Raw genomic sequence first — 25264 nt, 5'->3', positions numbered from 1 at the left:
TTTTCACGCAATTCCGGAAGGAAAACCGCTTCACACTTTTCCTGGAATTGCTCCAGCTGACGTCGCTTGTATATAAACGAATGATCGTTTACATTCGAGGCGAATGCAAGAGGAATTTCATGCCGCGTCGCCGCACACTTTCCGATGAACAGCTTCTCGCCATGGTGCTGGCGCTGATCCACGCCGAGGGGCCGGAGGCGGCGACCTTTGCGGCGGTGGCGAAAGCGAGCGGACTTTCCGGCTCGACGCTGGTGCAGCGTTTCGCGACGAAAGCGGCGATGCTGCGCGCCGCGTTGCTTTACGCCTGGGGCCGGCTGGATGCGGAAACAGCGCGGCTTGCCGAGACCGTGCCGAAAACGCCGGAAGGCGCCGTCGCGCTGCTCGTCGGCCTGTCGCAGGATTACGGCGACAATGCCGCCGCCTATGGCGAGGGACTGCTGGTGCTTCGCGAGGATTTCCGCGATCCGGTGCTGCGTGCCCGGGGTGCGGCCTGGGGAGCGGCACTGACGGCGGCAATCGCCCGATGTTTCGGATCGGCAAAGGCGCCGGAGACAATCGCCCGGCTGATGCTGTCGCAATGGCAGGGATCGCTGCTCTGGTGGGGTTTTGGCGCAGACGGGCCGGTGGCTGCCTATGTCGAGACGGAACTGCGGCGCTTCCTCGCGGCAATAAGGTCCTGAGCCCGCCTGGAGCATGATGCCGAAAAGTGTAAGCGGTTTTCAGACGACATCATGCTCTAACTCTTTAAGTTAGAACAGGATTCAGATTTTAGGCCGACCCGGCCTAAAATCATCTTGTTCTAGGCTTCCTCTTCGTCCTTCTCCTCACCCACCGTCAGCGGCCAGTCGACGACATAATCCTCGAGATCGTCGATATCGATCTCATTTTCGCTGATCGCGCGGCCCCGCGCGGAAATGCCGGCGGCATGGACGGTCTCCGGGTCGCCGGAGACGAGCGGGTGCCACCAGTAAAGATCGCGGCCTTCATTGACCAGCCGGTAGCCGCAGGTGGGCGGCAGCCAGGCAATGTCAGGCACGTTCTCCTTCGTCAGTTGCACGCAGTCCGGCACGAAATCCCAGCGGTTCTCATAGCTGGAGCAGCGACAGCTTTGGCCGTCGAGCAGCTTGCAGCTGACCGAGGTGAAATAGATATCGCCGCTATCCCATTCCTCGATCTTGTTGAGACAACAGAGGCCGCAGCCGTCGCAGAGGCTTTCCCACTCGGCGACGGTCATTTCGGCTAGCGTCTTGCTCTTCCAGAAGGGCAGATCGTTCATCGTTCGTTTCTTGCAACAGCGGCCCGCAAATTCGCGTGACCCTCATGCATCTCTCTTGTTATCAGCCGCAAAATCAATCAATTCTCAGTATACTCCTGGTACTCGGAGAATTCTCTCCTGGTATCGGAGAGCTTTGCGGCCATATGCGGGCCTCGCGCTTTCGTCGGATATGACCGAAGCGCGATCAGGCGGGAATACAGGACGTGCAGGATCCGGACAACCCAGAAAACGGGCCAGAAAACAGGCCCGGAAAAGCGGCGAACGAGGCTGCGGACAAGCGGCCGAGGAAGAGCCGTCACATTCTGCTGCGCATCGATTCCTGGATCGATTCGACCGTCTGGAACGCCGGCTTCCGCGCCGCCGAGATCTGGGAAGACATTACCATCTTCTTCCGCCGCTTCCGCGTGCGCGGCTGGAAGCGCATGGTCTTCGAACTTGCCGGCGAAGGGCTGACGCTCGGGGCGGCCGGCTCGGTGCTGATGCTGCTGCTTGCCCAGCCCGCCTTCGAGGCGACCAAGGAGGACTGGCGCAACCGCGGCGATTTCGCCGTCACCTTCACCGACCGCTATGGCAACGTCATCGGCCATCGCGGCGTCATCCACCAGAATTCCGTGCCGATCGACGAGCTGCCGGATTCGCTGATCAAATCGGTGATCGCCACCGAGGACCGGCGCTTCTTCGACCATTTCGGCATCGATTTCATCGGCCTCTTCCGCGCCATGAGCGAGAATGCACGCGCCGGCGAAGTCGTGCAGGGCGGCTCGACGCTGACCCAGCAGCTCGCCAAGAACCTGTTCCTGTCCAACGAACGCTCGATCGACCGCAAGGTCACCGAGGCGTTCCTGGCACTATGGCTCGAGGCGAACCTTTCCAAGAAAGAAATCCTCTCCACCTATCTCGACCGCGCCTATATGGGCGGCGGCACCTTCGGCGCAGCGGCGGCGGCACAGTTCTATTTCGGCAAGAACATCACCGATGTGAACCTTGCCGAATCCGCCATGCTTGCCGGCCTGTTCAAGGCGCCGGCCAAATACGCGCCGCATGTCAACCTGCCGGCGGCGCGTGCCCGCGCCAACGAAGTGCTGACCAATTTGGTGCAGAGCGGGCTGATGACCGAGGGCCAGGTGATCGCCGCCAGGCGCAATCCAGCCACCGTCGTCGACCGCAACGAGGTGGAATCGCCCGATTTCTTCCTCGATTGGGCTTTCGACGAGGTGCAGCGGCTGTCACCGCGTTTCCACCAGCATTCGCTGATCGTGCGCACGACGATCGACATGGGCATCCAGCAGGCGGCCGAGGATTCGGTCGAGACGTCATTGCGCGAATATGGCGAGGCCTATCACGCCAAGCAGGGCGCGATGGTGATGATCGAGAACGGCGGCGCCGTTCGCGCCATGGTCGGCGGCCGGGATTACGGCGAGAGCCAGTTCAACCGCGCCACCAGGGCGCTGCGCCAGCCGGGTTCCTCCTTCAAGGTCTACACCTATTCGGTGGCGATGGAGAGCGGGATGACGCCGCAGACGACGATCGTCGACGCGCCGATCTCCTGGGGCAATTGGAGCCCGCATAATTATGCGAATCGCTATGCCGGCCGCATCACACTCGAGACCGCCATCGCCCAGTCGATCAACACCGTGCCGGTGCGGCTCGCCAAGGAAAAGCTCGGTATTCAGCCGATCCGGGCAATGGCGAAAAACCTCGGCGTCGAAACGCCGATCCGCGACGACGTTACCATCCCGATCGGCACCTCCGAGGTGACGGTGCTCGACCAGGCGACGGCCTACGCCACCTTCCCGGCCGGCGGCTACCAGTCGCGCCGCCACGGCATCACCCAGATCCTCGATTACGACGGCGACGTGCTCTACGATTTCGACCGCGACGAGCCGGCGCCGAAACGCGTGCTCTCCGAAAAGGCCGATGCCTATATGAACCAGATGCTGTCGCGCGTTCCCTATGTCGGCACGGCGCGCAAGGCAGCCCTCGACAACGGCATCGTGACAGCCGGCAAGACCGGCACGACCCAGGCCTATCGCGACGCCTGGTTCGTCGGCTTCACCGGCAATTACACCTGTGCCGTCTGGTTCGGCAATGACGACTATACCTCGACCAACGAGATGACCGGCGGCTCGCTGCCGGCGATGACCTTCAAGCGCGCCATGGACTACGCCCACCAAGGTGTCACGCTGCGGGCCATCCCCGGCATCGAAAACCCCCTACCCTCGGACAAGGATCTCGCCAAGACTGCCGCCGCCAAGCAGCAGGACGGATTGCCRCAGCTTATCCGGCCGCGCATGCTTTCGGTTCAATCGACGGACATCCTCAAGAAGCTCGGCGAGAAGCTGAAGGATGCCGCCCCGCTCGCGCCGGCGAAGGTGGCGAGCGCGGAGTAGCCGGCCACGCCTCACGTCCAGATCTCCCATCAGCGTCCGCCGGCATCGATGCATCGGCGTGGATTGCTGTCGCCGCCTGCGCCATGACGGCTTTGCCGCAGTAGGCATGACCGTGGATCAATCGGCCTCTATGTCGTGGCGTGGCATTCCACCCTGCCAGAATCAGTGGTAACCCTTTCATCCGATATGGTTTCCAAGGTCTTGACGTGTTTCGATTCCCCCTCTTTATCGCGATCACGCTGATCGTCGCCTTTGGCGGCGGGATCATGATTTCGCTTTATGCGCTGGATGCGACGCAGGGTTTCGGGGCGATCAAGCTCGGCGCCTGGGAGGCCTTTCCGGCGTTGCAGACCGTCGAGGCTGATCCTTATGCCAAATCGCACCGGGCGCGCGCCGGCAAGCTGCTCTATGGCAGCGCCGAGGGCCTGACCTTCACGGCGAGCGTCGACGACGACGGCGCGCGGCTGAATGCCGGCTGCCGCTATCGCATCAGCGGGCAAACGCCGCCTGCCCGGCTCTGGACCCTGTTTACCGCCGACAATGGCGGCAATCCGGCGGCGGTGACGACCGGGCATCCCTCAGCGCTCAATTCCTGGACGGTGCTGCGCCAGCAAGACAGCAGTTTCTCGATCGAGATATCCGCCGTGGCGCAGCCGGGCAACTGGCTGGCCCTGCCACAGGCCGGCACTTTCCGGCTGGTGCTGACACTGTTCGACACTCCGACCGCCGGTAGTTCCGGCGTGATCGACCTCGCCATGCCGAAACTCACCAAGACCGGATGCGGCAATGCTTAGGATATTCTTCGCCGTCCTGACCGGTCTTTTCGGCGCAGCCCTGCTGCATCTCGTCATCATCCTGTCGCTGCCGCATTTCACCGGCAAGGATGCGGCAACCCGCGTGGAGGCAGAGGGCGACCTCAACAATTTCTACCTGCTCGGCAACCAGTATGACGAAGCCGGCCTTGCCAATGGCGACCCCTTCGTGCGCACCGCCGTCTGCTCCTTCGATGTCGAGGATGCGCCGGTGCATTTCACCGCCAAGGGCAATGTGCCCTTCTGGTCGATCGCGATTTACGACAGCGCCTCCAACGAGGTCTTCAGCATGAACGACAGGACGTCGGTCGGTGGTGCGCTCGATGTGGTGGCCGGCAGTCCGATCCAGCTGACCGACCTGCGCAAAAACCTGCCGCAGGAGCTGCAGCAGGCGATCCTGGTGGAAATGGCACGGCCGGACGGTTATGCCGTGCTGCGGACGCTGGCGCCGCAGGCGAGCTTCGATGAGGCCGCGCGCAACTTCCTGACGGAAGCCGGCTGCGAGCAATTCGCCGCTCGCTGAGGTTGAAGAGCGGTTACTTCTTGTTGACGCGCGGCGCGGGCGCCGGACGATGTTTCGGGCTCTCGGCCAACCGCTCGTAGCGGACGCCGGTGAACCAAAGGATCTTGGCTTCGCGGGGCTCTTTGTCCGGGCGACGCGGCGCCCGCGGCCGCCGATCCGCCAATGCGACTACTATTGCCATTCTCGTCTCCATGCACTGCCCGAGACGGATGAACTTGCGATGGATTTCACCCTGCCCGCCAATGTGCGAGCCGGCGCGTCCTGCAGTGCCGGGATGACCGGACCGAGGGCATTCGCGCCTTTCCCACGGCACTTGATTGAAATACCGTGATGCGGAGTTTCAACGATCCAACTACTCAAATCGCGTCGTTCCTATCCGAATTGAGCCACATGACAGTTAACAGTTTACTAATATTCGGCGGATGCCAAACACAGTTCACCTCACTTCTCCTTTAACGCCCGAAGAGTTGATTTGGTTTCACGCCGCCCGCGCAAAGGCCCGGCCTGGCGTCGACGCATAAAATTAGAGATAATTCATATAGTTGGCATTGGCGCGGCAATCTCCCCGCCGGGAAAGGGACAGTGTTGCAAAAATGCGTCATGAAAATATTTAATTGCGAGGCGCTCAGATGGGCGTATGTTCGCGCATGTCGATCACATGTTTCCGGGCACCGATCGATCGGAGATGTTCCCCGCTCTTGCCGGAATGCGGAGGGTAAGCGGTGTCTTTGCTGGTGAATTCATCCTTCTCGCCTGACGATCTCGACGTGCTGCGCAGTGCCCTCGATGCCTGGTGCTCGGAACGGCGCGTCGACATCAAAAGCGTCGAGGCGCAGTTCGCGGCATCCGCAGCCCTCGACCTTTATCAGGCCGGTTACGACAGCCGCGAAAAGCTGCTGCACGCGCTGCGCGATCATAGGATCGCCTGAGCTTTTCCACCATCACAGCGGCGATGAGCATCGCGCAACGGCGCTTCCAAACCGATCACTTTTATAGTGCCGGCCAGCCATGCTGACACTCGCTCAGCGTGTATATTTCTGTTGCTTTTTAATAAAATCTTCAGCATGCATTAACCGTACCGGTGTAGGATTTGTTCATAACCGTATGGCCTGACATGCGTTCCGCCAGCGTATATCGGCCCTTGGTCCCCTTGTTCTGCGTTTTCGGGGTGTTTTTGTGCGTGACCGGTTTCGAGACCTAGAAGGCCCCTTGGCCGTCAGGAAAAAGGACGTGGTGTTAATGGCGACTGTCAGCAGTTTCGAGAACCTGTCTCATCCGACACGGTCCGAACTGCGCCAATTTGCCGAACTCTTCATGCCGCTGTTTCAGGCCTCCTCCGACGAGGCCAAGCGCCAGGCGGTCGYGGCGCTGTCCCAATGCGAGAACATGCCGGCAGCCGTGGCGCTGTTCATCGGCAACCAGCCGATCGAGATCGCGGCGCCTTTTCTTGCCGCCTCAAAGGCCGTCGCCGACGATACGCTGATCACCATCGCGCGCATGCAGGGTGCAGCGCATGTCAAGGCGATCGTCAGCCGCGATTCACTCTCGCCGAAGGTCATCGATGCTTTGGTGGCGCTGCGCCAGAGCCAGCCGCGCTCCGCGGGCGCATCGGTGCCGATCACGGAATCGCCGGCGGTCCCGCTTTCACCAGCGCCTGCCGAGACCAACGAGGCAGATGCGCTGGAGGAACAGCGGGTTGCCAATGAAGAGGCATTGCGCGAGCGCATCCTCGGGCTTGCCGGTCATCTCGGCCGTGCCGACGAAGACAGGCTCGGTCTGCGCACGCTCACGGACATTCAGGAGGCGCTGCTGGTGCGCTTCGCCCGCTCGCGCGAGGCGACGCATTTCGCAACCGCACTTGCCGACGCGCTTTCCGCCAGCCGCTGGCTTGCCGAGCGCATCATGCTCGATCTTTCCGGCCAGCAGCTCGCCACGACGCTGACCAGCCTCGGCATGAGTTTTCTTGACGCCGTCTTCGTGCTCGAAAGGCTCTATCCGCACCTTGCCGACCAGCAGCACAACGTCACGCGCGGCTGGATGGTGCTCGATGCGCTCGATCCGGAAGAATGCCACGAACGCGTCGAAGCCTGGCGGCGTGCGGATCGCTACACCTATAGGCCGGAAGCGCCCGATACGCCGGCTCCAGCGGCAGTACCCGACCATCGTTTCATCCGCCAGGCGGCGCCGCAGCGCGACATGCGCGTCATGGGGCGGCGGTATCGCTGATCCGGAATGACTGACCTCAACGCATGGTGGGCTGTTCGAAATGGCGAGGAGCTGACGCGCCCTGCTGTCAGCCGCCCCTGGCAAGCGGGATCATGTCGCCCAATTCCTCCGCCTCCAACTCGACGATCCAGAGATCGGGGTCGAATTTGCGTTCGCGCTCCAGCATCGCACGCACCGCTTCCGGTTCGCTGCGCGACAGGCGGATCTCGAACAGGCGGTCACCGGCCTGACCTTCGTCGAAGGCGGTCTGCGGCGCCGGCGCATAGAGCGTTTCCAGGCCGCTGCGGAAATGCTGGCGGATAAAGATCGCACCCGCCTCCTCCGCGCCCCTCTTCTCGACGGCGGCGAAATCGCCGCTGGCAAAGACGCGGCGCAGGAGGGCTGAAACGAAGATGTCGGCGCGTAGTCTCATTGGTGCGGTATAGACCGGCCTGTGGGCGGCGGCAATGCGGGGTCAGAGTTTGATCCCGGGGTCAGACCTTGATTGCCAGCCGCAATCCGCCCCAGTGCCGTCCGCGCACGGTGATCGGAGCGGAGATATCCTTCATCATCACGAAATTGCCGCCGCCCATGTCGCGCCTGTAGGTCTGGACGAGGAAGGGTGCGGTGCTGCGGCCGGCGGCAAGACCGACGCGATCGGCGAAGATGCGGCGATTGCGGCAATTGGCGGTGTTCCAGACGGTGTCGCCGGGCCGCTGGGCCTGCGAGAATTTTCGGTTGTGAGTCGGCAGATAGCCGTTCTCGTCGATCGCCGCGCAAAAGGCGATGCGCTCGTCCAAGGCTGTGACGGGTTCCTGGATCGGCGGCAGCAGGCGGTCGGTGAGCTCGGTAAAGGCTGCCATCACCTGTGCCGGATCGGAGCCGGCTATCGGCCGATAGCGTCGATCGAAGAGAGCATCGAGCCCGATCTGGCCTTCAGCGACGGCGCGTTCGAAGGCGCCGGAAATCTGTCTTGCCACCGATTGCGCTTCCTCGATCCAACGGCTGTCGGCGGTCTTGACGCCGGCGCTCGCCGTCAGCTGGATCAGGGTTTCCGACAGGCCGACGACACTGTCGACGCGTTTAGCCGCCTGCTGCAGCCTGACATTCGAGCCGGCGACCTCGGCCGACATCTCGCCGAGTTTCTCAACGAAGCCGGCGCATTGCTGGTCGACCGCCTCGGTGGTGTTGGCCATGACAGTCGAACTGTCGAGGATGCGGGTGATGACATGTTCCATGCTTTCGAAGGCACCGCGCATCGCCTCCGACTTGTCACGCACGCCGGCCGCACTGTCGCGCGCATCGCTGCCGACGGCCGACAGCCGGTCGATCTTCACGCGCAGTTCGTCCAGCGTCTGCTGGATGGAGCCGGTCGCCTTCGAGGTCTGCAGCGAAAGCGCGCGGACCTCGGCGGCGACGACCGCGAAACCCTTGCCCGCATCGCCGGCGCGCGCAGCCTCGATCGCGGCATTCAGCGCCAGCAGGTTGGTCTGGCGGGCGATGGTGCTGATCTCCTCGGCGATATTGTCGACATCGGCAAGCGACTTGGAGAAGCCGGCGATCTCAGTGCCGATCTCGTTGGAGGACTGGACCATGTGGCCGATCTCGGCGACGGAGCCGGTTAGGCGGTCGGCCGATTCTTTCAGCATGTGGCGGGCCTCGGCCGCCGTGCGGTCGGTCTCGCGCAGCGACACGGCGACCGAGCGGTTGGTCTCGGCAATCGACAGCGCTGTGCGGGTGACATGATCGAAGGCGGAGGCATGCCGGGCCGACATTCCCGCCATATCCTGGATAGCGCCGGCGATATCGACGAGATCAATGCCAAGGGTGGAGGCTTCTTCGGCAAGGCGCAGCAAAATGTAGCGGAGCGCCTCGGGGTCTGGCCCCCCCGCTTCGACCGCCGGTTCTCCGGCCAGATCGTCTATCGCCTTCAGCGCATGCATGACCGACGCTCCCCCGCCCCAATCAGAAAAGCTTCAGGCAACATGGTTAACAAGTTGCAAACAGCGGCGACACCTTAGACTTAGGTTGTAGAGAAATCAGACTCCGTGACTGTGGGTGGCCGTGTGGCGCCATCAGCTGGCGATGAAGCCCGTCAGCCGCTCGCTCAGCTGCCAAAGGCGTTCGGCAAATTCCGGATCGGTTGCCCAAGGGCGGACACCGAGCATCTCGGTCGAATCGCCGGGGACGGCGGTGGCGATATCGCAGTTCTCGCAATAGACGCCGCCGAGACCCTCGAGCTTCTCGCTGACGGCGCACCAGACGGTGGTCGACGCCCCCTGCTCAATCGTCTTCTTGTTGTTTTCCGGATCGATGACCGGCTTGCCATCCTCATCGACATAGCCGCTCGCCCTGAGGAAGTCGCTCGACTGGTGGCGGACCAGATTGGTGGTGACGATACCGCCGGGATGCAGCGAGAAGGCTCTGACACCGTGCTTCGCACCCAAAGCGTCCAGTGAGACCGCAAAGAGAGCATTTGCCGTCTTCGACTGGCCATAGGCGAGATAGGGCGCGTATTCGCGGTTCTCGAAATTCGGATCGTCGAAATCGACGCCGGAGAAGACGTGGCCGCGCGAGGAGACGGCGACGACGCGCGCACCCTCGGCCTTCACCAGCGCCGGCCAAAGGCGGGCAGTGAGTTGGAAATGGCCGAGATGATTGGTGGAGAACTGCGATTCGTAACCACGGGCGTCACGCGTCAGCGGGTTCGCCATGACGGCAGCATTGTTGATGAGCAGATGCAAGGGCTCGCCGCTTTCGAGGAAGCGGTCGGCGAAGTCGTCGATCGAGCAGGGGTCCATCAGGTCGAGCTTTTCCACCGCAAGGCCGGGAATGCTTTCCACGGCCGCCTTGGCCTTTCCGAGATTGCGGGCGGGAACGACAACCCTGGCGCCGGCTTCGGCGAGCACACGCGCCGTCTCGAGGCCAAGACCGGAATAACCGCCGGTGACGATCGCGACCTTGCCCGAAAGATCGTGCCCGGCAATGACGTCGGCGGCGGTTGATGCCGCACCGAAGCCGGAACCGATGGGAGCTTGTGGGGTGGACATGGCATGCCCTCCGTTGTTGCATGATGGCCTTATGTACGCCCGGGAAACGGGATTCTGAATGCTTGCAAATCCCGATTTCCTGCTTCATCGTTCAAAAATGATCAGTGACCCGCTCTCCGAAATGCTCAATCTGCTCGATGCGCGCTGCCTTGTGTCGGGCGGGCTGATCGCCGGCGGCGCCTGGGCGCTGCGCTTCCCCCGGCCGAACCGGATCAAGATCAGCGCGGTCGCCAAAGGGCGCTGCTGGCTTTGCCTCGACAATGGCAGTGAACCCATTCTGCTCGAGGCAGGCGACGTTGCGCTTCTGAACGGCCGGCATTCCTTCATCCTGGCGAGCGACCTTGCCGTTACGCCCGCCGATGCGGTCGGCGCCTTCAAGGAGAAGGTCGACGGCATGGCGCGCCACGGCGTTGGCGAGGATTTCCATTATCTCGGCGGCCACATTGCGCTCGGGCCGCAGGGCATGGAGCTGCTGTCCGACGTGCTGCCGCCGATCATTCACGTGCGCGCCGCCCTTGCCGAAGCCGGCGTGCTGCGCTGGCTGCTCGACCAGCTGGTGCGGGAGATGGCGGCAAAGCGGCCAGGCGCCCTGCTCGCCTCGACCCAGCTTGCACAGTTGATGTTCGTGCAGGTGCTGAGGGCGCACATCATGAGCTCGGCGCCATTGACGGTCGGGTGGCTCCGCGCCTTCGGCGACGATCGCATTGCGCCGGCGCTGCGGCTGATGCACGGCGATCCCGGCCGGTCTTGGCAGCTTGGCGAACTGGCAAAGGCGGCCGGCATGTCGCGCACGAGCTTTGCGCTGCGGTTCAAGACCGTGGCGGGGGTTGCGCCGCTCACCTATCTGATCGGCTGGCGCATGCGCCTTGCCGAACGCGAGCTCCGGGAGGGCAGCATGCCGGTCTCGGCGCTGGCGCTTTCGCTCGGCTACACATCCGAAAGCGCCTTCAGCAACGCCTTCAAGCGGATGACGGGTATGGCGCCCAGGCGCTATCGCGTGGCGATGGCCCGCGAGGCCGGCCCGATCGAAGAGGTGGTGGATGTCGAGGGCCAGGCGATGACGACGCATTACCGGCTGTTGAAGGCGGCATCATAGCGGCTAGATCGCGCCGATTTCCTTGAGTTTCTTCAGCACCGCCTGGTTGGGCTCACCGTCTTCGGGCAGGTTGTAGTGCTTCTGAAAATGGCGGATGGCCGCGCGGGTCTGCTCGCCGGCGACGCCGTCGACGCCGACATTGGCATAGGCCATGTTGGAAAGACCCTTCTGGATCTTCAGCACCAGGTCGACATTGGTGATTTCGCTTGATGGACCCTGCTTTGCCGCTGATGGGGCCGTTTTGACCGTCTTTTCAGCGCTACGGATCGCCGCTGCCACCGGGTCTTCAGCCGCCGCCTTCGAGCTTACATCTTCGGGCGGCTTTTCGGCGGGCACGGTCGAGGGGCCTGATGCATCGGTCTTCAGCGCCGCCAGTACCTCCGGCGTCGGATCGCCGGTCTGGGTCATGCCGACGGTCTCCTCGAAGAAGAGAATGGCCGCACTGGTGCGCGGACCAATGATGCCGTCGGGTATGCCGTTATAGAGGCCGCGGCGCACCAGCTGCTGCTGGATGTCCATGACGAGCTGGCTCGGTTGCTGGCCGGGTACGGCGGGCGCCGGTGTCGCGTTGGTGGTGGCGGTATCCTGCGGCCGTTCGATCCGGAAGGTGGTGACGTCGCCCTGCTGCTCCTCGGCTAGGCGACGGGCGCCGAGCACGGTCGGAGACTGCGGATCGCGGGTGCGGAAGATCGGATGCGGATGCAGGCCCGGCTGATACCAGAGCGCATTGGCGGCGACGAAGGAGAAAATGACGGCGAAGGTGATCGTGCCGCCGGCGACCGACGGATTGCGGCCGATGACGCTGCCGAGCACGGAGGCGCCCTGCAGACCGAGCCCGCCCAGCACGGAGGCGCCCTGAAGGCCGAGTCCGCCGAGGGCGGCAGCGCCTGACATCAGAAGGCCCGGCTGCTGCCGTCCCCTTTTTCCCTTAGGCGATTTTCGCTTGCGCGCGGCCATCGAAACGCCCCTCTTCCAATTCTGCGCCTGTGTTGACCGCGCCCTTCAGCCGCGGCGGAAACTCGACAGTCGCGCCATGACCGGCGTCTTCGGCGTGCTGAGCACCCGAGCCGTCCATCGCGATCTCGATGGTGATGATCGTGCCTTCGCCCGGCTGGCTGGCGATGGCGAAATACCCGCCGTGCAGCGCCACCAGCCCCTTGACCAGGGAGAGACCGAGGCCGGAGCCTTCGAACTGGCGGGTATAATCATTCTGGATCTGGACGAAGGGCTGGCCAAGCAATGCCAGCTTGTCGGCCGGGATGCCGATGCCGGTATCGCTGACCGTCAGCTTGAGGATGCCGTCGCGCGCTGCCGCATCGACCGAGACGACGCCGCCAGCCTCGGTGAACTTTATGGCATTGCCGACGAGGTTGATGAGGATCTGCTGGATGGCGCGCTGATCGGCGACAACCTCGCCGAGGCCGCGCTGGATACGGCTCGTCAGGGTGAGGCCCTTGGTCTTGGCCTGCAAGGCCAGCATCGATTCGCAGGATTTGACGGAGCTTGATATATCGAAGGCTTCGAGGATCAGCTCGTAGCGACCGGCTTCGATCTTGCTCATATCGAGCATGGTGTTGACGACGGACAGCAGATGCGCGCCGGATTCGCGGACCAGGCCGACATATTCGCGCTGGCGGTCGTTTTCAAACTTGCCGAAATATTCGCCGATCAGGATATCGGAAAAACCGAGAATGGCGTTCAGCGGCGTGCGCAGCTCATGGCTGACGGCGGCGAGGAAGCGTGACTTGGCGTCGTTTGCCGATTCGGCATCCGCCGCGCGGTTCTGGGCTTCGTCACGCAGCTGCTGCTCGACGGAGACGTCGCGCAGCTGGGCAATGATGGCGGCAAGTTCGCCATCGGCATCGCGCCGGGCCGTCATGTCCATTCGGAGATAGGCGAACTGGCGTTGATCGCGCGAGACCGTGGGCCGGTCGATGCGCAGATCGACGCTCTGAGCATCCTCGCCCCGGCGCAGGTCATCAAGCGCCTGCAGGAAAAGGATGCGGTCGGAGACATGCACCTGCTCGAGGAAGCCCCTGCCCTTGGGATCGCGCATCCAGGCGAGGAAATCGCGTCGGTCGCGACCGCCGACCGTCGCCACACTGCCGTGCGGGTCGAGGAAGAAGACGAGGCCCGGGGTGGCGGCAAGGAAGAAATCCTCAGCCGACTGCGTGGCGATACCGGCCGACGAACCCTGACGGGCGAGCGCGATGCTGCCGACGGCGGAAAAGAGAAAGGCGGCGCAGACCATGGCGACACCCGCCGGCAAGGCGACGGCAGGACTGGTGACCGCCGAAAGGCCGATGGGCGCGGCAACGAGAGCTGCCGACGAGAACAGTACGAGGCGGCGCAGGATCGCGAGCTCGCGTTGGCGCACGGCTTCACCGCCGCCCGTCCGGGAGAGCCAGCTTGTCGCTGCCCGGTCTACGAGGGCCGTCATCCAGCCGCCAATGTTACTCAATACACGCACGCAATACCCGCCCGAAAGGCTGTCGATCGATCCGGACAATAGGCCTTGGCGACTTAAAGAAAGGATAAGGCAAAAGCGCTGTTCACAGCCTGAAACGGCTGAAATTCCCGTTTTGAAGCATCTGGAAGGCTCTTTGCCTTTTGTGGTTAATAGGGGGTAAGCGACGGATTTTCCTCATATTTCAGCATTGCGTTAACTCCTGGGGCAAGGCGAGCCGGCAAAAGTCCTGCAATTGCAAGCAGGTGCTGCCCTGATGCTTAACGGCGATCGCTCGCATTCGACTAAAATGTCCCTCAAATACCGTTCGCTAAAATTTGAACTAAATTTGCCGCAAATGCGCGTGAGTTTCGAAAAGCGGCATTCGCAACTTGGCGGTAGGGTGAAAACACACCGGACAACCGGCCTGATTCGGCGACAAGAACCGGACGGGGAAACAGGATGGGCGACGACAATGTGGTTTCTGATCAAAGGATCCTTCTGGTTTGGCCTCGTGCTCGTACTTCTTTCCGTCTTCAGCACGGAGAGTTCCGACAAGCTCGCCAACGGCCCGCAATTGCAGCTTTCCGACGCGTTCACGGCGGCAAGCGGCGCTTATGACTATTTGACCGGCATGTGCTCGGAGAAGCCCGAAGTCTGCACCAAGGGCAGCGAGACCCTCACCGCGCTCGGCTACCGGGCCCGTGAAGGTGCCCGTGTTGCTTACGAACTTCTCGACAGCCAGTTCAAGGACGAGGCGCCGGCGACCGCAAGGCTTGCCGAACCGCAGATGCCGGTGGCGCTCAACATGCCTTCCCTCACCCCGCCTGCCATCCAGGAAAAGGTGCGCGAGGCAAAGGCTGCGCTCAACCAGCCGATGCCTTACCGCCCGCCGGTCGAAGATGATGCCGCAGCCGAGACGGTGGTAACAGGCGCAATTCCGCTGCCGACGCCGAAGCCGGCGATCTGACGAAATTTTTCGCGGGCATTCGTCCGCAATACCTTTCGGTTTATAGCTTGCATCGGTGGTCCGCATGACGCGGAGAACCCCATGCCTGACGTGCCTGCCCTGTTTAATTCAGCATGTTGCTGCGCCGTGAGGATGCCCATCCCTCACGGCGTTTTTCTATCTTGGTTTACACAATTCCCGGCAAAACCGCTTCGCGCTTTGCCCGGGAAAATCGCTTCAAACTTTTCCTGGAATTGCTTTAGCGGTTCAAATCCGCCGGTCTTTCACCTATATGCACTTGTAGAGCATTTCCTGACGCATTCCGGACGCAAAACCGCTGCGCACTTTTGCTGGAACTGCTTTAACAGTGAAAGGCTTCTCCATGGCATCCCTCGACCAGATCATCGACGACTTCGCTTTCCTGGACGATTGGGAAGACCGTTACCGCTATGTCATCGAACTCGGCAAGGCATTGCCCGACTTGGCCGAGGAGAAGCGCACCGCCGAGAACAAGGTGATGGGCTGTGCCAGCCAGGTCTGGCTGGTGACGCATACGACAGGCGATCCCGACGACCCGGTCATGAGCTTCGAGGGTGATTCCGACGCCCATATCGTGCGCGGCCTCGTCGCCATCGTGCTTGCCACCTATTCCGGCAAGATGGCATCCGAGATCGCCGGGCTCGATGCCTTCGAGATATTCTCGAAAATCGGCCTGGTGGAGAACCTCTCGTCGCAGCGCTCGAACGGACTGCGCTCGATGGTGAACAGGATCCGCGAAGAGGCAAGAGTTCGCGCCGCGGCTTGACCGCGATGATGGCTGATCGGCTTTCAGAGCCACAGCCGATCGATTCCGGCAGCGCCTGCCTTGGCACATCGAATACATTAACACTTGCTGATAGTATAGGAATACATTCTAAGCCTGTCGGCAAAGCATAAGACAGGGTCGCTCACACTATCTTGGCGCCCGCCCGAATCATCTGCGAAGGCCCGAATACCGACGCCGCTCAGCTTTTGATTGAAACGAAGAACCGCTTCAACCTTTCGCTTTAGCCGATTCCCGGCAAAACCGCTTCGCGCTTTGCCTGGGAAAACCGTTTCGCACGTTCCTGAGTTGCTCCATCGAGATTATTTTCCTCGCCTTGAAAAGGCGCACAAAAAAGCCGGGCACAAGACCCGGCTTTTTGTCGTCGATGCTTTCGAAAAAGCTCAGCCGCGGCCGCGCTTGCGGCGCTGCCCGAGGCCCATCTCCTTTGCCAGGCGCGAACGCGCTTCGGCATAAGCGGGCGCTACCATCGGGTAATCGGTCGGCAGGTCCCACTTCTCGCGGTATTCTTCCGGCGAGAGGCTGTGATGCGTCATCAAGTGACGCTTGAGGGACTTGAAGTTGCCGCCGCATTCCAAACATGTGATCTGCTCGTCCTGTACGGACTTGCGGACAGAAACTGCAGGCTTCTGCTTTTCGACGATCGCCGCAGCAGGCTGCGGTACGGACGTGTTGCTCAGTGCCGAATGCACGTCGGAAATCAGATTGGCCAGGTCGCTGACCGGTACAACATGGTTGCTGACATAGGCCGCGACAATGTCGGCTGTCAGTTCCACAAGCAGCTCCGGCGCATTGCCGGTCGCTATATCCGTCATATTTTTTCTCCTGTTAGCATGCTCAAACGGCCTTTGACTGACACGCCAAAGACCCGCCTCGTAGAAGCGAACAGCAAAAGCGCAGGAATCGACCTTCTGTTTCGAAAAACGCGAAATCCACCCCTAGATTCCGAAGAGCGTAACCTGTTCTTATACTGCCTGACCGGAAACCACTACGTCATGCTCCAGGCGATGGCCTCAGTTTAGACATTAAAAATCAAAACTGAGGGACTTGGAAGCAGTACGATTGTAATTCACAATCAGAACTCTACTTGCATTTTCAAATACCATCGTTTGGTCGAAACGCCAATTATTATTTGTCGTTTTTCTTGAGAAAAAATGACAGATGAAGAATTGAGGGGCTCTCCGGCAAGCTTTACTCACAGCTTCCTGTGCATAAGTTTTGCATAAATCTGGTAAAGTTGCCGAACAGCATAGGCTCAACGATCCCTGATATCGTCACGAACCGAGAGCGCATCGAGATCATATCCCGAGCGATGGGCAGCTTTGGCAAGCAGATGGGCAGACACCGGCGCCGTCAGCAGGAAAAAGATAAAGCCGGCGACGGCACGGGCGAGAATCGCCGCATCCTGCGAATAGAGGCCGGCGGCGAGAAGCAACAGGCCGGAGCCGACAGTCCCCGCCTTCGAGGCCGAGTGCATGCGGGTGTAGAGATCGGGCAGCCTGACCAGGCCGATCGCCGCCGCAAGCGCAAAGAGCGCGCCGACGAGGAGCAGCAGGGCGGTGATGGCGGCCACGATATAGTCGATCATCGCTTCTTGCCCCCTGCCCGCTTTTGCGTGTTGCCGTTTGCCGCAGTTGCGGACGGCTTCGATGTGATGTTGCCGCGCGACAGCACGACTCGGGCGAAGGCGACAGTCGCCAGGAAACCGACGAGGCCGAGCGAGATGGCGATATCGATATAGAGCGAAAAGCCGGTCTTGACCGCGATGACGGCGATGAAACCGATGGCGATGCCGGTCAGCATGTCGAGGGCGAGGATTCGGTCCGGCAATGTCGGGCCGGCAACGACGCGCCAGACGGTTAGGATCAGCGCCAGGCCGAGGATGACGAGTGCGGCCGAGGATGCGACCGCGACGATGGCGGCGGGTGTGATCACCGGAAGGCCTCCATGATCTTGCGTTCGAAACCGTTGGCGATATCGCGCTTGGTCGCCTCGGGGTCGGAACAATCGAGCGCGTGAACATAGAGCGTGCGGCGATCTGTGGAGACGTCGACCGAAAGCGTGCCGGGTGTCAGCGTGATGAGGTTTGCCAGCAAAGTGATCTCGAAATCGCTCGCCACCGTCAAAGGGAAGGCGAAGATGCCGGGTTTCAGCTTCATATCGGGCGAGAGGACGGTGACCGTGACCCTCCAGGCCGACAGCGACAATTCCTTCAAGAACAGCGCGGCGAGCGAGAGAACCGGGCGGACGCGAGGGATATGATACCCCTTGCCGCGGAAGGATTCGCGGATGATGGCCAGCGCCAAGGCCCCGAGCAGGACGCCGAGGACGAGATTGTGCAGCGAGGCGCTGCCGGTAACAGTGAGCCAGGCAATGGCAAGCAGCAGGTTGAAGAGGAAGAAGATCACGGCGCGCCTCCTTCCGGGAAGACCGAATGAAGATAGGCCTCTGGATCGGCAAGGCCGGCGGCGGCCGATTGCGACAGCGTCAGCAGTTGTTCCGGCAATATCCCGAAGCCGACGACCAGCACTGTCAGCGCGGCGAGCGGCAGGCCCGTGCGCCACCGCGCCCTAGACGACGTCAGGACTATCGGCGCCGGGACTATCGGTGCCGGGCGCCAATAGGCGAGCAGGAAGAGACGGCCGAAGGCGATCGTCGTCAGAAAACCGCCGACGAGGATCGATGTCGCCAGCCACCAGGCGCCGAGATCGAGCGAGGCCTTGACGAGAATGACTTTCGGCCAGAAGCCGGAAAAGGGCGGCAGGCCACAGGCGGCAAGGAAGAGCACGAGGGAGAGCGCGGTGAAGCCGCCGCTTTGCCGATAGAGCCCGCCGAGGGCCGACAGCGAAAAGCCGCCGCCGCGCCGGGCGATCTCGCCGGCGGCAAGATAAAGCGCCGTCATCAGCACCATGGAATGGAGCGCATAGAAGACCGCACCGCTGATGCCGCCGAGCCCGCCGAGGGCGACGCCGGCAAGCATGTTGCCGATGCCCGATATGACGATATAGCCGAACAGCCTGCGAATATCGTTTTCGGCAAGCGCGCCGAGAGCGCCGACGAGAATGGTCGCGGCGGCGGCGAGCGCGATCACCGGGCTCAACTCCTGGCGTTCCGCCGGCAGCAGCATGACCATCACCCGGATCAGCGCGTAGATTCCGACCTTGGTGAGCAGGCCGGCAAACAGCGCCGACACGGTGATGCGCGGCGTATGGTAGGCGGCGGGCAGCCAGAAATTGACCGGGAAGGCTGCTGCCTTCATGCCGAAAGCGAGCAGGAAGAGGCTTGCCAGCGTCATCAGCGGCGCCGTGCCGCGCAAATCCCTCGCCCGGGCCGCGATATCGGCCATGTTGAGCGTGCCGAAGGCGGCATAGAGGATGCCGACGCCGACCAGGAACAGGGTCGTGGCGATCAGATTGAGCACCGCATATTTCAGCGCGCCGTCGATCTGCTCACGTTCGGAACCAAGGATGATCAACCCGAAGGAGGAGATCAGCAGCACCTCGAACCAGACATAGAGATTGAAGATATCACCGGTGAGAAAGGCGCCGGTGACGCCGGCCATCAGCAGCATGAGCAGCGGGAAAAAACCGTATCGCCGGCCGCTTTCGCCAATATCGGCCAGCGCATAGACGCTGGCGGCGAGCGCGGCAAGGGCTGCGGTGAAGGCCATCAGCGCACTGAAGAGATCGACGGTGAAGGCGATGCCGAAGGGCGGCAGCCAGCGGCCCATGACCATGGTCAGCGGCCCCTCGGCCGCGACCTTGGTGAGCAGCGCCGCATCGATCAGCGCCAGCGCCGCAAGGCCGGGGATGGCAAGCCAGGCCTGCAGGCGGGGATAGCCGCGCAGCATCAGCAGGACGGCACCCAGCGTGATGCAATGGGCGACCGGCAGGATGGCGAGCCAATGACCGATGGGCACCGGGGCGGTGATCAGGGCGGCGGAGAGATCGATAGTGGAGGCGGGGGCGGCCATCAGATGGCGCCTCCGCTATTGCGAGAGAGGGCTTGCCATGGGTTGAGCATCCGCACCAACATCCGCCTCAATACCCCAATGGCGGCAGCGGCCGGTCGTCGGGCTCGGCGGCGCGCATGTCGCTGGTGTTGTCGGTGCCGAGGTCCTGATAGGCGCGGTAGGTCAGCACCAACAGGAAGGCAAGGAAGGAAAAGGAGATGACGATCGCCGTCAGGATGAGGGCCTGCGGCAGCGGGTTGGCCGTGCCTGCGGGCAAGCTGTCGAGACCCGCCGGGATGATCGGCGGCACCTCGCGCGTCAGCCGGCCGCCGGTAAAGAGCAGGAGGTTGACGGCGTTGCCGAGGATGGCGATGCCGAGCATGATGCGGATCGAGAATTTCGACAGCATCAGATAGATGGCGGCGGCAAAGAACAGGCCGACGAGGATCGCGAGAAGCGGCTCCATCATTCCACCTCCTTTTCCTCGAGCGCCAGTGCGATCGAGGTGATGGCGCCGAGCACGACAAGATAGACGCCGACATCGAAGAGCATGACGCTGGACAGCGGCACTTCGGCGCCGAAAAGCGTCGGATAGATCCAGAGGCCGGTCATGAAGGGAACGGCAAACAGGATGGAGACAAGACCGGCCGCGGTCGACAGGAGCAAGCCAAAGCCGGCAATCGACAGCGGATGGAAAAACAGCGCGCGGCGAACGGCGCCAACGCCGCGGGCAATGCCGTAGATCGCCAGACCCGAGGCAGCGATCAGCCCGCCGATGAAGCCGCCGCCCGGCTCGTTATGGCCGCGCAGCAGCACGAAGACGGAAAAAAGCAGCATCAGCGCGGTGAGAAACGGGGCGACGGTGCGGAAGATGAGGGTATTCACGCGATCAGCCCTCCGCCGCGGGATCATTGGCGGCAAGCTTGCGCTCGCTGCCGGCGCGGATGCGGATCAGCGCCAGAATGGCAAGGCCAGTGACCGCCACGACGGCGATTTCGCCGAGCGTGTCGGTGCCGCGGAAATCGACGATGATGACGTTGACGACATTGGCGCCGTGGGCGATCGATTTGGAATAGGCGTTGAAGAAAGCCGTCAGCGCGTCGTTGAACGGCGCCTGCGTCGCCCGCATCAGCAAAAGCGTGAAGCCAAGGCCGCAGGCGAGCGCCAGCGCACCGTCGAAGAGCTTGCGGCCGAGCGGCCGCCGATCGGCGGGCGAGAGACGGAGCCTGGTCATGACCAAGGCAAGGATCACCACCGAAAGGGTTTCGACCATGAACTGGGTGAAGGACAGATCCGGCGCGCCGAACAGCAGGAAGATGATGGCGACGGCGAAGCCCTGGATACCGAGCGAGACGATCGCCGTCAGCCGGTCGCGGGCGACGAGCACGGCGGCAAGGCCGAAGGCGGCGATCAGGAAGACCGCCCATTCATGGAGCCTGACATCGACCGGCCAGGCCGGGAGACGCGGCAGTTCGCCGTAGACGACGAGCGGGACGAGGAGGATGGCGGCRACGCAAAGGAAGGTGCAGGTGACATAGATCTCCAGCCGCCCCGGCTGGAGGACACGCATGAGGCGGCCGGCGAAGCCGACAAGGCCCGATATGGCAAGGTCGAAACCGTGATCCGGCCCGCGCCCGGCCGCATGCAAGAAGACGGCCATCAGGAAACGGGCGCGCGCGAGCTGCCAGTAAACGCCGATACCGAGCAGCACGGTCAGGGCGGAGAGCGCCAAGGGCAGGCCGACATGCGGCGTCAGCGAAATATCGATCTCGACGGGTGTCTGGCGGATGGCAGAGGCGATCGGCGAGGACAGCACGGTATGGGTAAAGCCCGAAAAGATCGCCGCGAGCAGGCCGAGGACGGCGAGAACGGCCGGGCCGAGCCAAAGGAGGACGGGCGCTTCGTGCGGAGGTTTCGGCGTCTCCACCGGTTGGCCGAAGAAGGGTTTCAGCGCCACCGCAAAGGCGACGGCAAACATCAGCGCATTGCCGAAGACGGTTATGGCGGTAAAGGTGAGTGCGCGGACATCGCCGCCGACGAGCGCCGTATAGATCTCCTCCTTGGCGAGGAAGCCGAAGAAGGGCGGCAGGCCGGCCATCGAGAAGGCTGCCGCAAGTGCAATCATCCAAGTGAGCGGCATCGCCCGCATCAGGCCACGCAGCCTGGTAATATCGCGCGTGCCGGTTTCGTGATCGATGATGCCGGCGACCATGAAGAGCGCACCCTTGAAGAGGGAATGCGCCACCAGATAGAGCGCCGCCGCCTCCACCGCATGGTCCGAGCCGAAGCCGATCAGCATGACGAGCAGGCCGAGCGAGGAGACGGTGGTATAGGCGAGCTTGAGCTTCAGGTCGGTCTGGCGGATGGCGAGAGCGGTGCCGACCACCAGCGTCAGCCCGCCGAAGAAGGGCAGTAGGATCTCCCAGGCAGGCGTTGCCCCCATGACGGGATTGAGTCGCATCAGCAGATAGACGCCCGCCTTCACCATCGTCGCCGAATGCAGGTAGGCGGAAACCGGCGTCGGCGCCTCCATGGCGTTCGGCAGCCAGAAATGGAAGGGAAATTGCGCCGACTTGGTGAAGGCGCCACCCAGGACCAGAAGGAGGGCTGCGAGATAGAACGGGCTTTCGCGCACGACATCGCCCGTTCCGATGAGCCGCGACATCTCAGTGACGCCTGAGATATTCCAGAGCAACAGCAGACCGGCCAACAGGCAGAGCCCTCCCCCACCGGTCACAACAAGCGCCTGCAGGGCGGCGCGGCGAGCCGCCGTACGCTCGTGATCGAAGCCGATCAGCAGGAAGGAAGTGATCGACGTCAGCTCCCAGAAGACGAAGAGCATCAGGAAACTGTCGGAAACGACGACGCCGAGCATCGCGCCCATGAAGAGGAAGATGAAGGAGAAGAAGCGGCCCTGATCCTTGTGTCCTTTGAGGTAGCCGCCGGCATAAAGCACGATCAGAGTGCCGATGCCGGTGATCAGCAGCGCGAAAGCCAGCGACAGGCCGTCGAGGAACCAGGAGAAGGAGAGATGAAAGCTCGGCACCCAGGAATAGCCGCCGGTGACGACCTCGCCGCGCGCGATCTTGGGAATGAAACGCAGGAAATGCAGGAAGGCGAGCAAGGGAGCGATCGCTAGGAGCCAGGCACCGTTTGCGCCGAAGATGCGGATCACGAAGGGGGCAGCAAGAGCGCCGACGAGCGGCAGACACAGGGCCAGAAATGTCAGAGCCGTGACATCGGCCATGTCCCCTCCTCTACTGCATAATTCAAAATGTTACAGTTCTTTGCACGTCCGACAAGGCGCGCGGCGCTGTAAAGGCAACAGACGAAAAGCCGGAGAAAATCGGCCTGTCTTCTGGCTTAGGCGAAACGGGGGAGCGTCTCAAGTGATTTCGGCCGCAGGCCGCACTGCATGGCGGTGTTCGAAGTCGATCAGGCCATCGATCGGGAGAGACGCGACAGCAGCCGGGCGATGCAACCGTGCAGGATGAAGACCACAAGCGTCAGCGGCCAGAGCAGGCAGGCGAAGAGTCCGGCGAGACGATGGAGCGTAAAGCCGTCATGGTTGGCCCAGCCTTCCAACAGCGTGACCGCCATGGCGGCCACGGCCACCAGGCCGTAGAGCAGGACGATTGCTGCCTCAAACACCAGTGATTCTCCAATGCACGTAACATTAACCCTAACAGAAAACCCCTAACGGATGTAAAAGCAAGCGTCTTCCTCCAATTGCGGTATGCCGCCAATCTGATGGCGCGGCGCTGGAGACTTGATGAAGTGAACGCGGCGCACCACATTTTGCGCAAACGGAACCGCCCCTCGGCGAAAGGAGCACCTCATGTCCGAAACTGCGACCACCGCCAAGATCCACAAAACCGATGACGAATGGAAAGAGCAGCTCACCCCCGAGCAATACCGCATCACGCGCCAGCACGGTACCGAACGCGCCTTTACCGGCCCCTACTGGGACTCCTTCGAGACAGGGCTTTACCGCTGCGTCGGCTGTAATGCGCCGCTTTTCCGCTCCGACACGAAATTCGATGCCGGCTGCGGCTGGCCGAGCTATTTCGAAGCAGTGTCGCCCGAAGCGGTGACGGAGCATCGCGACACGGCCTTTGGCATGGTGCGCACCGAAATCCGTTGCGGCAGCTGCGAAGCCCATCTCGGCCACGTCTTTCCCGACGGGCCACCACCGACCGGCCTGCGCTACTGCATCAACGGCCATTCCATGGTGTTCGAGCCCGGGAAGTAGGCGCGCAGCCCCGCAATCGGCAAGCGGCCCATTCCGATGTGATGGGCCGCTGACTTCCTCCGTCGTAGACGCTATCGACGGATCGGCGATACCAGGAGAAGGCCGATGGCGCGCGATATCCTGAAGACCGAGCGGCTGACGCTGCGGGAGATCACGCCTGCCGACCTGCCGTTTCTCCACCGCATTTTCGGCGATGCCGAATGCATGCGGTATTACCCCGGTATCAAGAGTTTCGACGAAACCGCGCGCTGGTTCCAGAGGCTCGCCCTCGACAGTTATACCAGTCACGGCTTCGGCCTCTGGGCGGTGACGGACCGGCAGAGCGGCACATTGCTCGGCGATTGCGGCATCACGCTGCAGGAAACCTCCGCGGGCCTGGAACCCGAGATCGGCTATCATCTGTGGCGCGACCATTGGGGCAAGGGCTATGCGATCGAGGCGGCCGCCGCCTGCCGCGACCACGCGCTTCATGCCCTTGGCCTTGCGCGCATCGTCTCCATCGTCAGGCCCGACAACATTCCCTCGCAACGTGTTGCGGAGCGGGTGCACCGGCGGCGGGAAACATTCGCCAAAACGGGAAGCCCCGATGGCGGCATAATGGAATTCTACCTCTACATCACGGACCGGACATAGAGCGGTTCAGACCCGCCTGGTTACTCGCGCTCGGCTGGACAGGGCCAGGTCGTCGGGGCGGAGAGGCCGGCCGGCAGCTTGGTCGAGGCATCGCCGCAGGCAAGGTCGATCTGGGCCTGTTCGAGCCCTGCAGCGGCCGAGAGGTCAAGGCCTTCGATGCGCGTGAGGAACATGAAGGCGCGATCGAACATCGGCGTGGTTTCGAAGGTCGCGCCGGAGAGATCGGCACGGGAGAGATTGGCGAACGAGAATTTCGCACCCGTCAGTACCGCTTTGTCGAAGTCGGCGCGGCCGAGCTCGGCCTTTTCGAAGCTCGTGCCGGCGAGCTGGGCGCCGGCGAAATTGGCGCGCTGCAGCTCGGCGCCGGCAAAGGAAGCGCCATCGGCGGCGATATTGGCGAAGCTGGAGCGATAGGCCTCGATCTTGGCGAAATTGGCGCCTTCAGCGTGCGCGCCCTCGAGTGAGGCGCGCACCAGCGTCGCTTTCTCCAGATTGGCGGATTTGAAGTTGGCGCCAGCGAGATCGGTCAGCGAGAAATCGGTGCCGACGAGATTGGCGCCTTCGAGATCACTGCCCTGCAGCATCAGGTTCTTCTTGGTGCATTCCTGCCAGTCGAGCTTCGGCGAGGCCATGCTGCCGCAATCGGCGGCCCGGGCTACAACCGGCGGAAATGCCAGAAGGACGAGGGCAAGGAGACCGAGCGACGATCTTTGCATTGCCATTGAACTATACACCCCCATGACGCTTACATGACGCTTTCAAGGCCGCCTTCCGCGAAGCAGACTGCGTCCACATTCTTACACAGCTCAGACTACAATAAAAAGATGGTGCGCGCCGTTCACAATGGCTTTGCCTGA

28 protein-coding genes are annotated in these 25264 nt (G+C 62.4%); 11 read left to right on the top strand and 17 right to left on the bottom strand.

Annotated features, from left to right (window positions below; genetic code table 11):
* The first annotated feature begins 119 nt into the window (after positions 1 to 119).
* Positions 120 to 680: a TetR family transcriptional regulator gene (locus AC1D1Z_RS01910; RefSeq protein ID WP_247266020.1), complete on the top strand. Its 561-nt coding sequence runs from the start codon at positions 120 to 122 to the stop codon at positions 678 to 680.
* Positions 681 to 799: 119 nt separating this feature from the next.
* Here the strand turns inward: AC1D1Z_RS01910 and AC1D1Z_RS01905 are convergent, their stop codons facing one another.
* The gene (locus AC1D1Z_RS01905; RefSeq protein WP_018241273.1) at positions 800 to 1276 is read right to left on the bottom strand and encodes a YcgN family cysteine cluster protein; all 477 of its coding nucleotides are present in this window, start codon (positions 1274 to 1276) and stop codon (positions 800 to 802) included.
* Positions 1277 to 1479: 203 nt separating this feature from the next.
* On the opposite strand from AC1D1Z_RS01905, the gene AC1D1Z_RS01900 reads away from it, so the two are divergent.
* The 3 genes from AC1D1Z_RS01900 to AC1D1Z_RS01890 all read left to right on the top strand — a co-directional run bounded on the left by AC1D1Z_RS01900 (position 1480) and on the right by AC1D1Z_RS01890 (position 5001).
* Complete coding sequence (locus tag AC1D1Z_RS01900) at positions 1480 to 3666, top strand: transglycosylase domain-containing protein (protein ID WP_446983250.1); 2187 nt, start codon at positions 1480 to 1482, stop codon at positions 3664 to 3666.
* A gap of 206 nt (positions 3667 to 3872) precedes the next feature.
* A complete protein-coding gene (locus tag AC1D1Z_RS01895) occupies positions 3873 to 4460 on the top strand; it encodes a DUF1214 domain-containing protein (RefSeq protein WP_018241271.1) in 588 nt (195 codons plus the stop codon).
* Positions 4453 to 5001 (top strand): DUF1254 domain-containing protein, encoded by a 549-nt coding sequence (locus AC1D1Z_RS01890; protein ID WP_018241270.1) that lies wholly within the window; start codon positions 4453 to 4455, stop codon positions 4999 to 5001. The genes AC1D1Z_RS01895 and AC1D1Z_RS01890 overlap by 8 nt, the downstream gene beginning before the upstream one ends.
* A 13-nt stretch (positions 5002 to 5014) precedes the next feature.
* Here AC1D1Z_RS01890 and AC1D1Z_RS01885 read toward each other — a convergent pair whose 3' ends face one another.
* Positions 5015 to 5182 (bottom strand): hypothetical protein, encoded by a 168-nt coding sequence (locus AC1D1Z_RS01885; protein ID WP_003546657.1) that lies wholly within the window; start codon positions 5180 to 5182, stop codon positions 5015 to 5017.
* 541 nt (positions 5183 to 5723) lie between these two features.
* On the opposite strand from AC1D1Z_RS01885, the gene AC1D1Z_RS01880 reads away from it, so the two are divergent.
* Positions 5724 to 5930, top strand: coding sequence for a hypothetical protein (locus tag AC1D1Z_RS01880; protein WP_446983249.1), 207 nt, complete (start codon positions 5724 to 5726; stop codon positions 5928 to 5930).
* 247 nt (positions 5931 to 6177) lie between these two features.
* Positions 6178 to 7227: a DUF2336 domain-containing protein gene (locus tag AC1D1Z_RS01875; protein ID WP_477849314.1), complete on the top strand. Its 1050-nt coding sequence runs from the start codon at positions 6178 to 6180 to the stop codon at positions 7225 to 7227.
* Positions 7228 to 7294: 67 nt separating this feature from the next.
* Here the strand turns inward: AC1D1Z_RS01875 and AC1D1Z_RS01870 are convergent, their stop codons facing one another.
* The 3 genes from AC1D1Z_RS01870 to AC1D1Z_RS01860 form a co-directional block, all read right to left on the bottom strand.
* Positions 7295 to 7639 carry a DUF1491 family protein gene (locus AC1D1Z_RS01870; protein WP_018446238.1) on the bottom strand — a complete coding sequence of 115 codons (345 nt, stop codon included), beginning with the start codon at positions 7637 to 7639 and terminating at the stop codon, positions 7295 to 7297.
* A gap of 61 nt (positions 7640 to 7700) precedes the next feature.
* Positions 7701 to 9149 carry a methyl-accepting chemotaxis protein gene (locus tag AC1D1Z_RS01865; protein ID WP_131605300.1) on the bottom strand — a complete coding sequence of 483 codons (1449 nt, stop codon included), beginning with the start codon at positions 9147 to 9149 and terminating at the stop codon, positions 7701 to 7703.
* Positions 9150 to 9281: 132 nt separating this feature from the next.
* Positions 9282 to 10256 (bottom strand): oxidoreductase, encoded by a 975-nt coding sequence (locus tag AC1D1Z_RS01860; RefSeq protein WP_446983247.1) that lies wholly within the window; start codon positions 10254 to 10256, stop codon positions 9282 to 9284.
* Positions 10257 to 10314: 58 nt separating this feature from the next.
* On the opposite strand from AC1D1Z_RS01860, the gene AC1D1Z_RS01855 reads away from it, so the two are divergent.
* The gene (locus AC1D1Z_RS01855) at positions 10315 to 11352 is read left to right on the top strand and encodes an AraC family transcriptional regulator (protein ID WP_446945478.1); all 1038 of its coding nucleotides are present in this window, start codon (positions 10315 to 10317) and stop codon (positions 11350 to 11352) included.
* A gap of 3 nt (positions 11353 to 11355) precedes the next feature.
* On the opposite strand, the gene AC1D1Z_RS01850 is transcribed toward AC1D1Z_RS01855, so the two are convergent.
* Both AC1D1Z_RS01850 and AC1D1Z_RS01845 read right to left on the bottom strand, forming a co-directional pair.
* A complete protein-coding gene (locus AC1D1Z_RS01850) occupies positions 11356 to 12309 on the bottom strand; it encodes a peptidoglycan-binding domain-containing protein (RefSeq protein ID WP_446983246.1) in 954 nt (317 codons plus the stop codon).
* Entirely contained in the window at positions 12281 to 13861 is a 1581-nt protein-coding gene (locus AC1D1Z_RS01845; RefSeq protein WP_245498925.1) for a sensor histidine kinase, read from the bottom strand. The genes AC1D1Z_RS01850 and AC1D1Z_RS01845 overlap by 29 nt, the downstream gene beginning before the upstream one ends.
* 412 nt (positions 13862 to 14273) lie before the next feature.
* Here AC1D1Z_RS01845 and AC1D1Z_RS01840 point away from each other — a divergent pair, with 412 nt between their 5' ends.
* A complete protein-coding gene (locus tag AC1D1Z_RS01840) occupies positions 14274 to 14768 on the top strand; it encodes a DUF5330 domain-containing protein (RefSeq protein ID WP_446983245.1) in 495 nt (164 codons plus the stop codon).
* Between the two features lie 361 nt (positions 14769 to 15129).
* Positions 15130 to 15552, top strand: a complete 423-nt coding sequence (locus AC1D1Z_RS01835; RefSeq protein WP_446983244.1) for a SufE family protein — start codon at positions 15130 to 15132, stop codon at positions 15550 to 15552.
* Positions 15553 to 15953: 401 nt separating this feature from the next.
* Here the strand turns inward: AC1D1Z_RS01835 and AC1D1Z_RS01830 are convergent, their stop codons facing one another.
* From AC1D1Z_RS01830 to AC1D1Z_RS01790, 9 genes are all read right to left on the bottom strand, one after another.
* Entirely contained in the window at positions 15954 to 16385 is a 432-nt protein-coding gene (locus tag AC1D1Z_RS01830; RefSeq protein ID WP_003557810.1) for a Ros/MucR family transcriptional regulator, read from the bottom strand.
* A 440-nt stretch (positions 16386 to 16825) separates the two neighbouring features.
* The gene (gene mnhG / locus AC1D1Z_RS01825) at positions 16826 to 17158 is read right to left on the bottom strand and encodes a monovalent cation/H(+) antiporter subunit G (protein WP_018241260.1); all 333 of its coding nucleotides are present in this window, start codon (positions 17156 to 17158) and stop codon (positions 16826 to 16828) included.
* The gene (locus AC1D1Z_RS01820; protein WP_446983243.1) at positions 17155 to 17505 is read right to left on the bottom strand and encodes a cation:proton antiporter; all 351 of its coding nucleotides are present in this window, start codon (positions 17503 to 17505) and stop codon (positions 17155 to 17157) included. Before AC1D1Z_RS01820 ends, mnhG begins: the two co-directional genes overlap by 4 nt.
* A complete protein-coding gene (locus tag AC1D1Z_RS01815) occupies positions 17502 to 17978 on the bottom strand; it encodes a Na+/H+ antiporter subunit E (RefSeq protein WP_446983242.1) in 477 nt (158 codons plus the stop codon). Before AC1D1Z_RS01815 ends, AC1D1Z_RS01820 begins: the two co-directional genes overlap by 4 nt.
* The gene (locus AC1D1Z_RS01810; RefSeq protein WP_446983241.1) at positions 17975 to 19543 is read right to left on the bottom strand and encodes a Na+/H+ antiporter subunit D; all 1569 of its coding nucleotides are present in this window, start codon (positions 19541 to 19543) and stop codon (positions 17975 to 17977) included. Before AC1D1Z_RS01810 ends, AC1D1Z_RS01815 begins: the two co-directional genes overlap by 4 nt.
* Before the next feature lie 67 nt (positions 19544 to 19610).
* Entirely contained in the window at positions 19611 to 19988 is a 378-nt protein-coding gene (locus tag AC1D1Z_RS01805) for a Na+/H+ antiporter subunit C (protein ID WP_032994420.1), read from the bottom strand.
* On the bottom strand, positions 19988 to 20407 hold the full coding sequence (locus tag AC1D1Z_RS01800; RefSeq protein ID WP_027685425.1) for a Na(+)/H(+) antiporter subunit B: 420 nt from the start codon (positions 20405 to 20407) through the stop codon (positions 19988 to 19990). The genes AC1D1Z_RS01805 and AC1D1Z_RS01800 overlap by 1 nt, the downstream gene beginning before the upstream one ends.
* Before the next feature lie 4 nt (positions 20408 to 20411).
* On the bottom strand, positions 20412 to 22769 hold the full coding sequence (locus AC1D1Z_RS01795) for a putative monovalent cation/H+ antiporter subunit A (RefSeq protein WP_446983240.1): 2358 nt from the start codon (positions 22767 to 22769) through the stop codon (positions 20412 to 20414).
* A 188-nt stretch (positions 22770 to 22957) separates the two neighbouring features.
* A complete protein-coding gene (locus tag AC1D1Z_RS01790) occupies positions 22958 to 23173 on the bottom strand; it encodes a hypothetical protein (protein WP_018241253.1) in 216 nt (71 codons plus the stop codon).
* Positions 23174 to 23360: 187 nt separating this feature from the next.
* Here AC1D1Z_RS01790 and msrB point away from each other — a divergent pair, with 187 nt between their 5' ends.
* Together msrB and AC1D1Z_RS01780 are read left to right on the top strand one after the other, a co-directional pair.
* A complete protein-coding gene (gene msrB / locus AC1D1Z_RS01785) occupies positions 23361 to 23774 on the top strand; it encodes a peptide-methionine (R)-S-oxide reductase MsrB (protein WP_018241252.1) in 414 nt (137 codons plus the stop codon).
* 105 nt (positions 23775 to 23879) lie between these two features.
* Complete coding sequence (locus AC1D1Z_RS01780) at positions 23880 to 24407, top strand: GNAT family N-acetyltransferase (protein ID WP_168297951.1); 528 nt, start codon at positions 23880 to 23882, stop codon at positions 24405 to 24407.
* A gap of 20 nt (positions 24408 to 24427) precedes the next feature.
* Here the strand turns inward: AC1D1Z_RS01780 and AC1D1Z_RS01775 are convergent, their stop codons facing one another.
* The gene (locus tag AC1D1Z_RS01775; protein WP_018446255.1) at positions 24428 to 25129 is read right to left on the bottom strand and encodes a pentapeptide repeat-containing protein; all 702 of its coding nucleotides are present in this window, start codon (positions 25127 to 25129) and stop codon (positions 24428 to 24430) included.
* Between the last annotated feature and the right edge of the window lie 135 nt (positions 25130 to 25264).

The sequence above is a fragment of the Rhizobium sp. P1_E1 genome (genome assembly GCF_056406015.1).
This window is presented reverse-complemented; position numbering and strand designations above follow the sequence as displayed.

Bases quoted from the DNA above. Each gene is read 5' to 3' on its own strand.
- AC1D1Z_RS01830 (WP_003557810.1), bottom strand. From the start codon at position 16,385: ATGACGGATATAGCGACCGGCAATGCGCCGGAGCTGCTTGTGGAACTG.
- AC1D1Z_RS01840 (WP_446983245.1), top strand. From the start codon at position 14,274: ATGTGGTTTCTGATCAAAGGATCCTTCTGGTTTGGCCTCGTGCTCGTA.
- AC1D1Z_RS01780 (WP_168297951.1), top strand. From the start codon at position 23,880: ATGGCGCGCGATATCCTGAAGACCGAGCGGCTGACGCTGCGGGAGATC.
- AC1D1Z_RS01805 (WP_032994420.1), bottom strand. From the start codon at position 19,988: ATGGAGCCGCTTCTCGCGATCCTCGTCGGCCTGTTCTTTGCCGCCGCC.
- AC1D1Z_RS01910 (WP_247266020.1), top strand. From the start codon at position 120: ATGCCGCGTCGCCGCACACTTTCCGATGAACAGCTTCTCGCCATGGTG.
- AC1D1Z_RS01775 (WP_018446255.1), bottom strand. From the start codon at position 25,129: ATGGCAATGCAAAGATCGTCGCTCGGTCTCCTTGCCCTCGTCCTTCTG.
- AC1D1Z_RS01850 (WP_446983246.1), bottom strand. From the start codon at position 12,309: ATGGCCGCGCGCAAGCGAAAATCGCCTAAGGGAAAAAGGGGACGGCAG.
- AC1D1Z_RS01810 (WP_446983241.1), bottom strand. From the start codon at position 19,543: ATGGCCGCCCCCGCCTCCACTATCGATCTCTCCGCCGCCCTGATCACC.
- mnhG (WP_018241260.1), bottom strand. From the start codon at position 17,158: ATGATCGACTATATCGTGGCCGCCATCACCGCCCTGCTGCTCCTCGTC.
- AC1D1Z_RS01835 (WP_446983244.1), top strand. From the start codon at position 15,130: ATGGCATCCCTCGACCAGATCATCGACGACTTCGCTTTCCTGGACGAT.
- AC1D1Z_RS01905 (WP_018241273.1), bottom strand. From the start codon at position 1,276: ATGAACGATCTGCCCTTCTGGAAGAGCAAGACGCTAGCCGAAATGACC.
- AC1D1Z_RS01865 (WP_131605300.1), bottom strand. From the start codon at position 9,149: ATGCATGCGCTGAAGGCGATAGACGATCTGGCCGGAGAACCGGCGGTC.
- AC1D1Z_RS01855 (WP_446945478.1), top strand. From the start codon at position 10,315: ATGCTTGCAAATCCCGATTTCCTGCTTCATCGTTCAAAAATGATCAGT.
- AC1D1Z_RS01885 (WP_003546657.1), bottom strand. From the start codon at position 5,182: ATGGCAATAGTAGTCGCATTGGCGGATCGGCGGCCGCGGGCGCCGCGT.
- msrB (WP_018241252.1), top strand. From the start codon at position 23,361: ATGTCCGAAACTGCGACCACCGCCAAGATCCACAAAACCGATGACGAA.
- AC1D1Z_RS01870 (WP_018446238.1), bottom strand. From the start codon at position 7,639: ATGAGACTACGCGCCGACATCTTCGTTTCAGCCCTCCTGCGCCGCGTC.
- AC1D1Z_RS01860 (WP_446983247.1), bottom strand. From the start codon at position 10,256: ATGTCCACCCCACAAGCTCCCATCGGTTCCGGCTTCGGTGCGGCATCA.
- AC1D1Z_RS01890 (WP_018241270.1), top strand. From the start codon at position 4,453: ATGCTTAGGATATTCTTCGCCGTCCTGACCGGTCTTTTCGGCGCAGCC.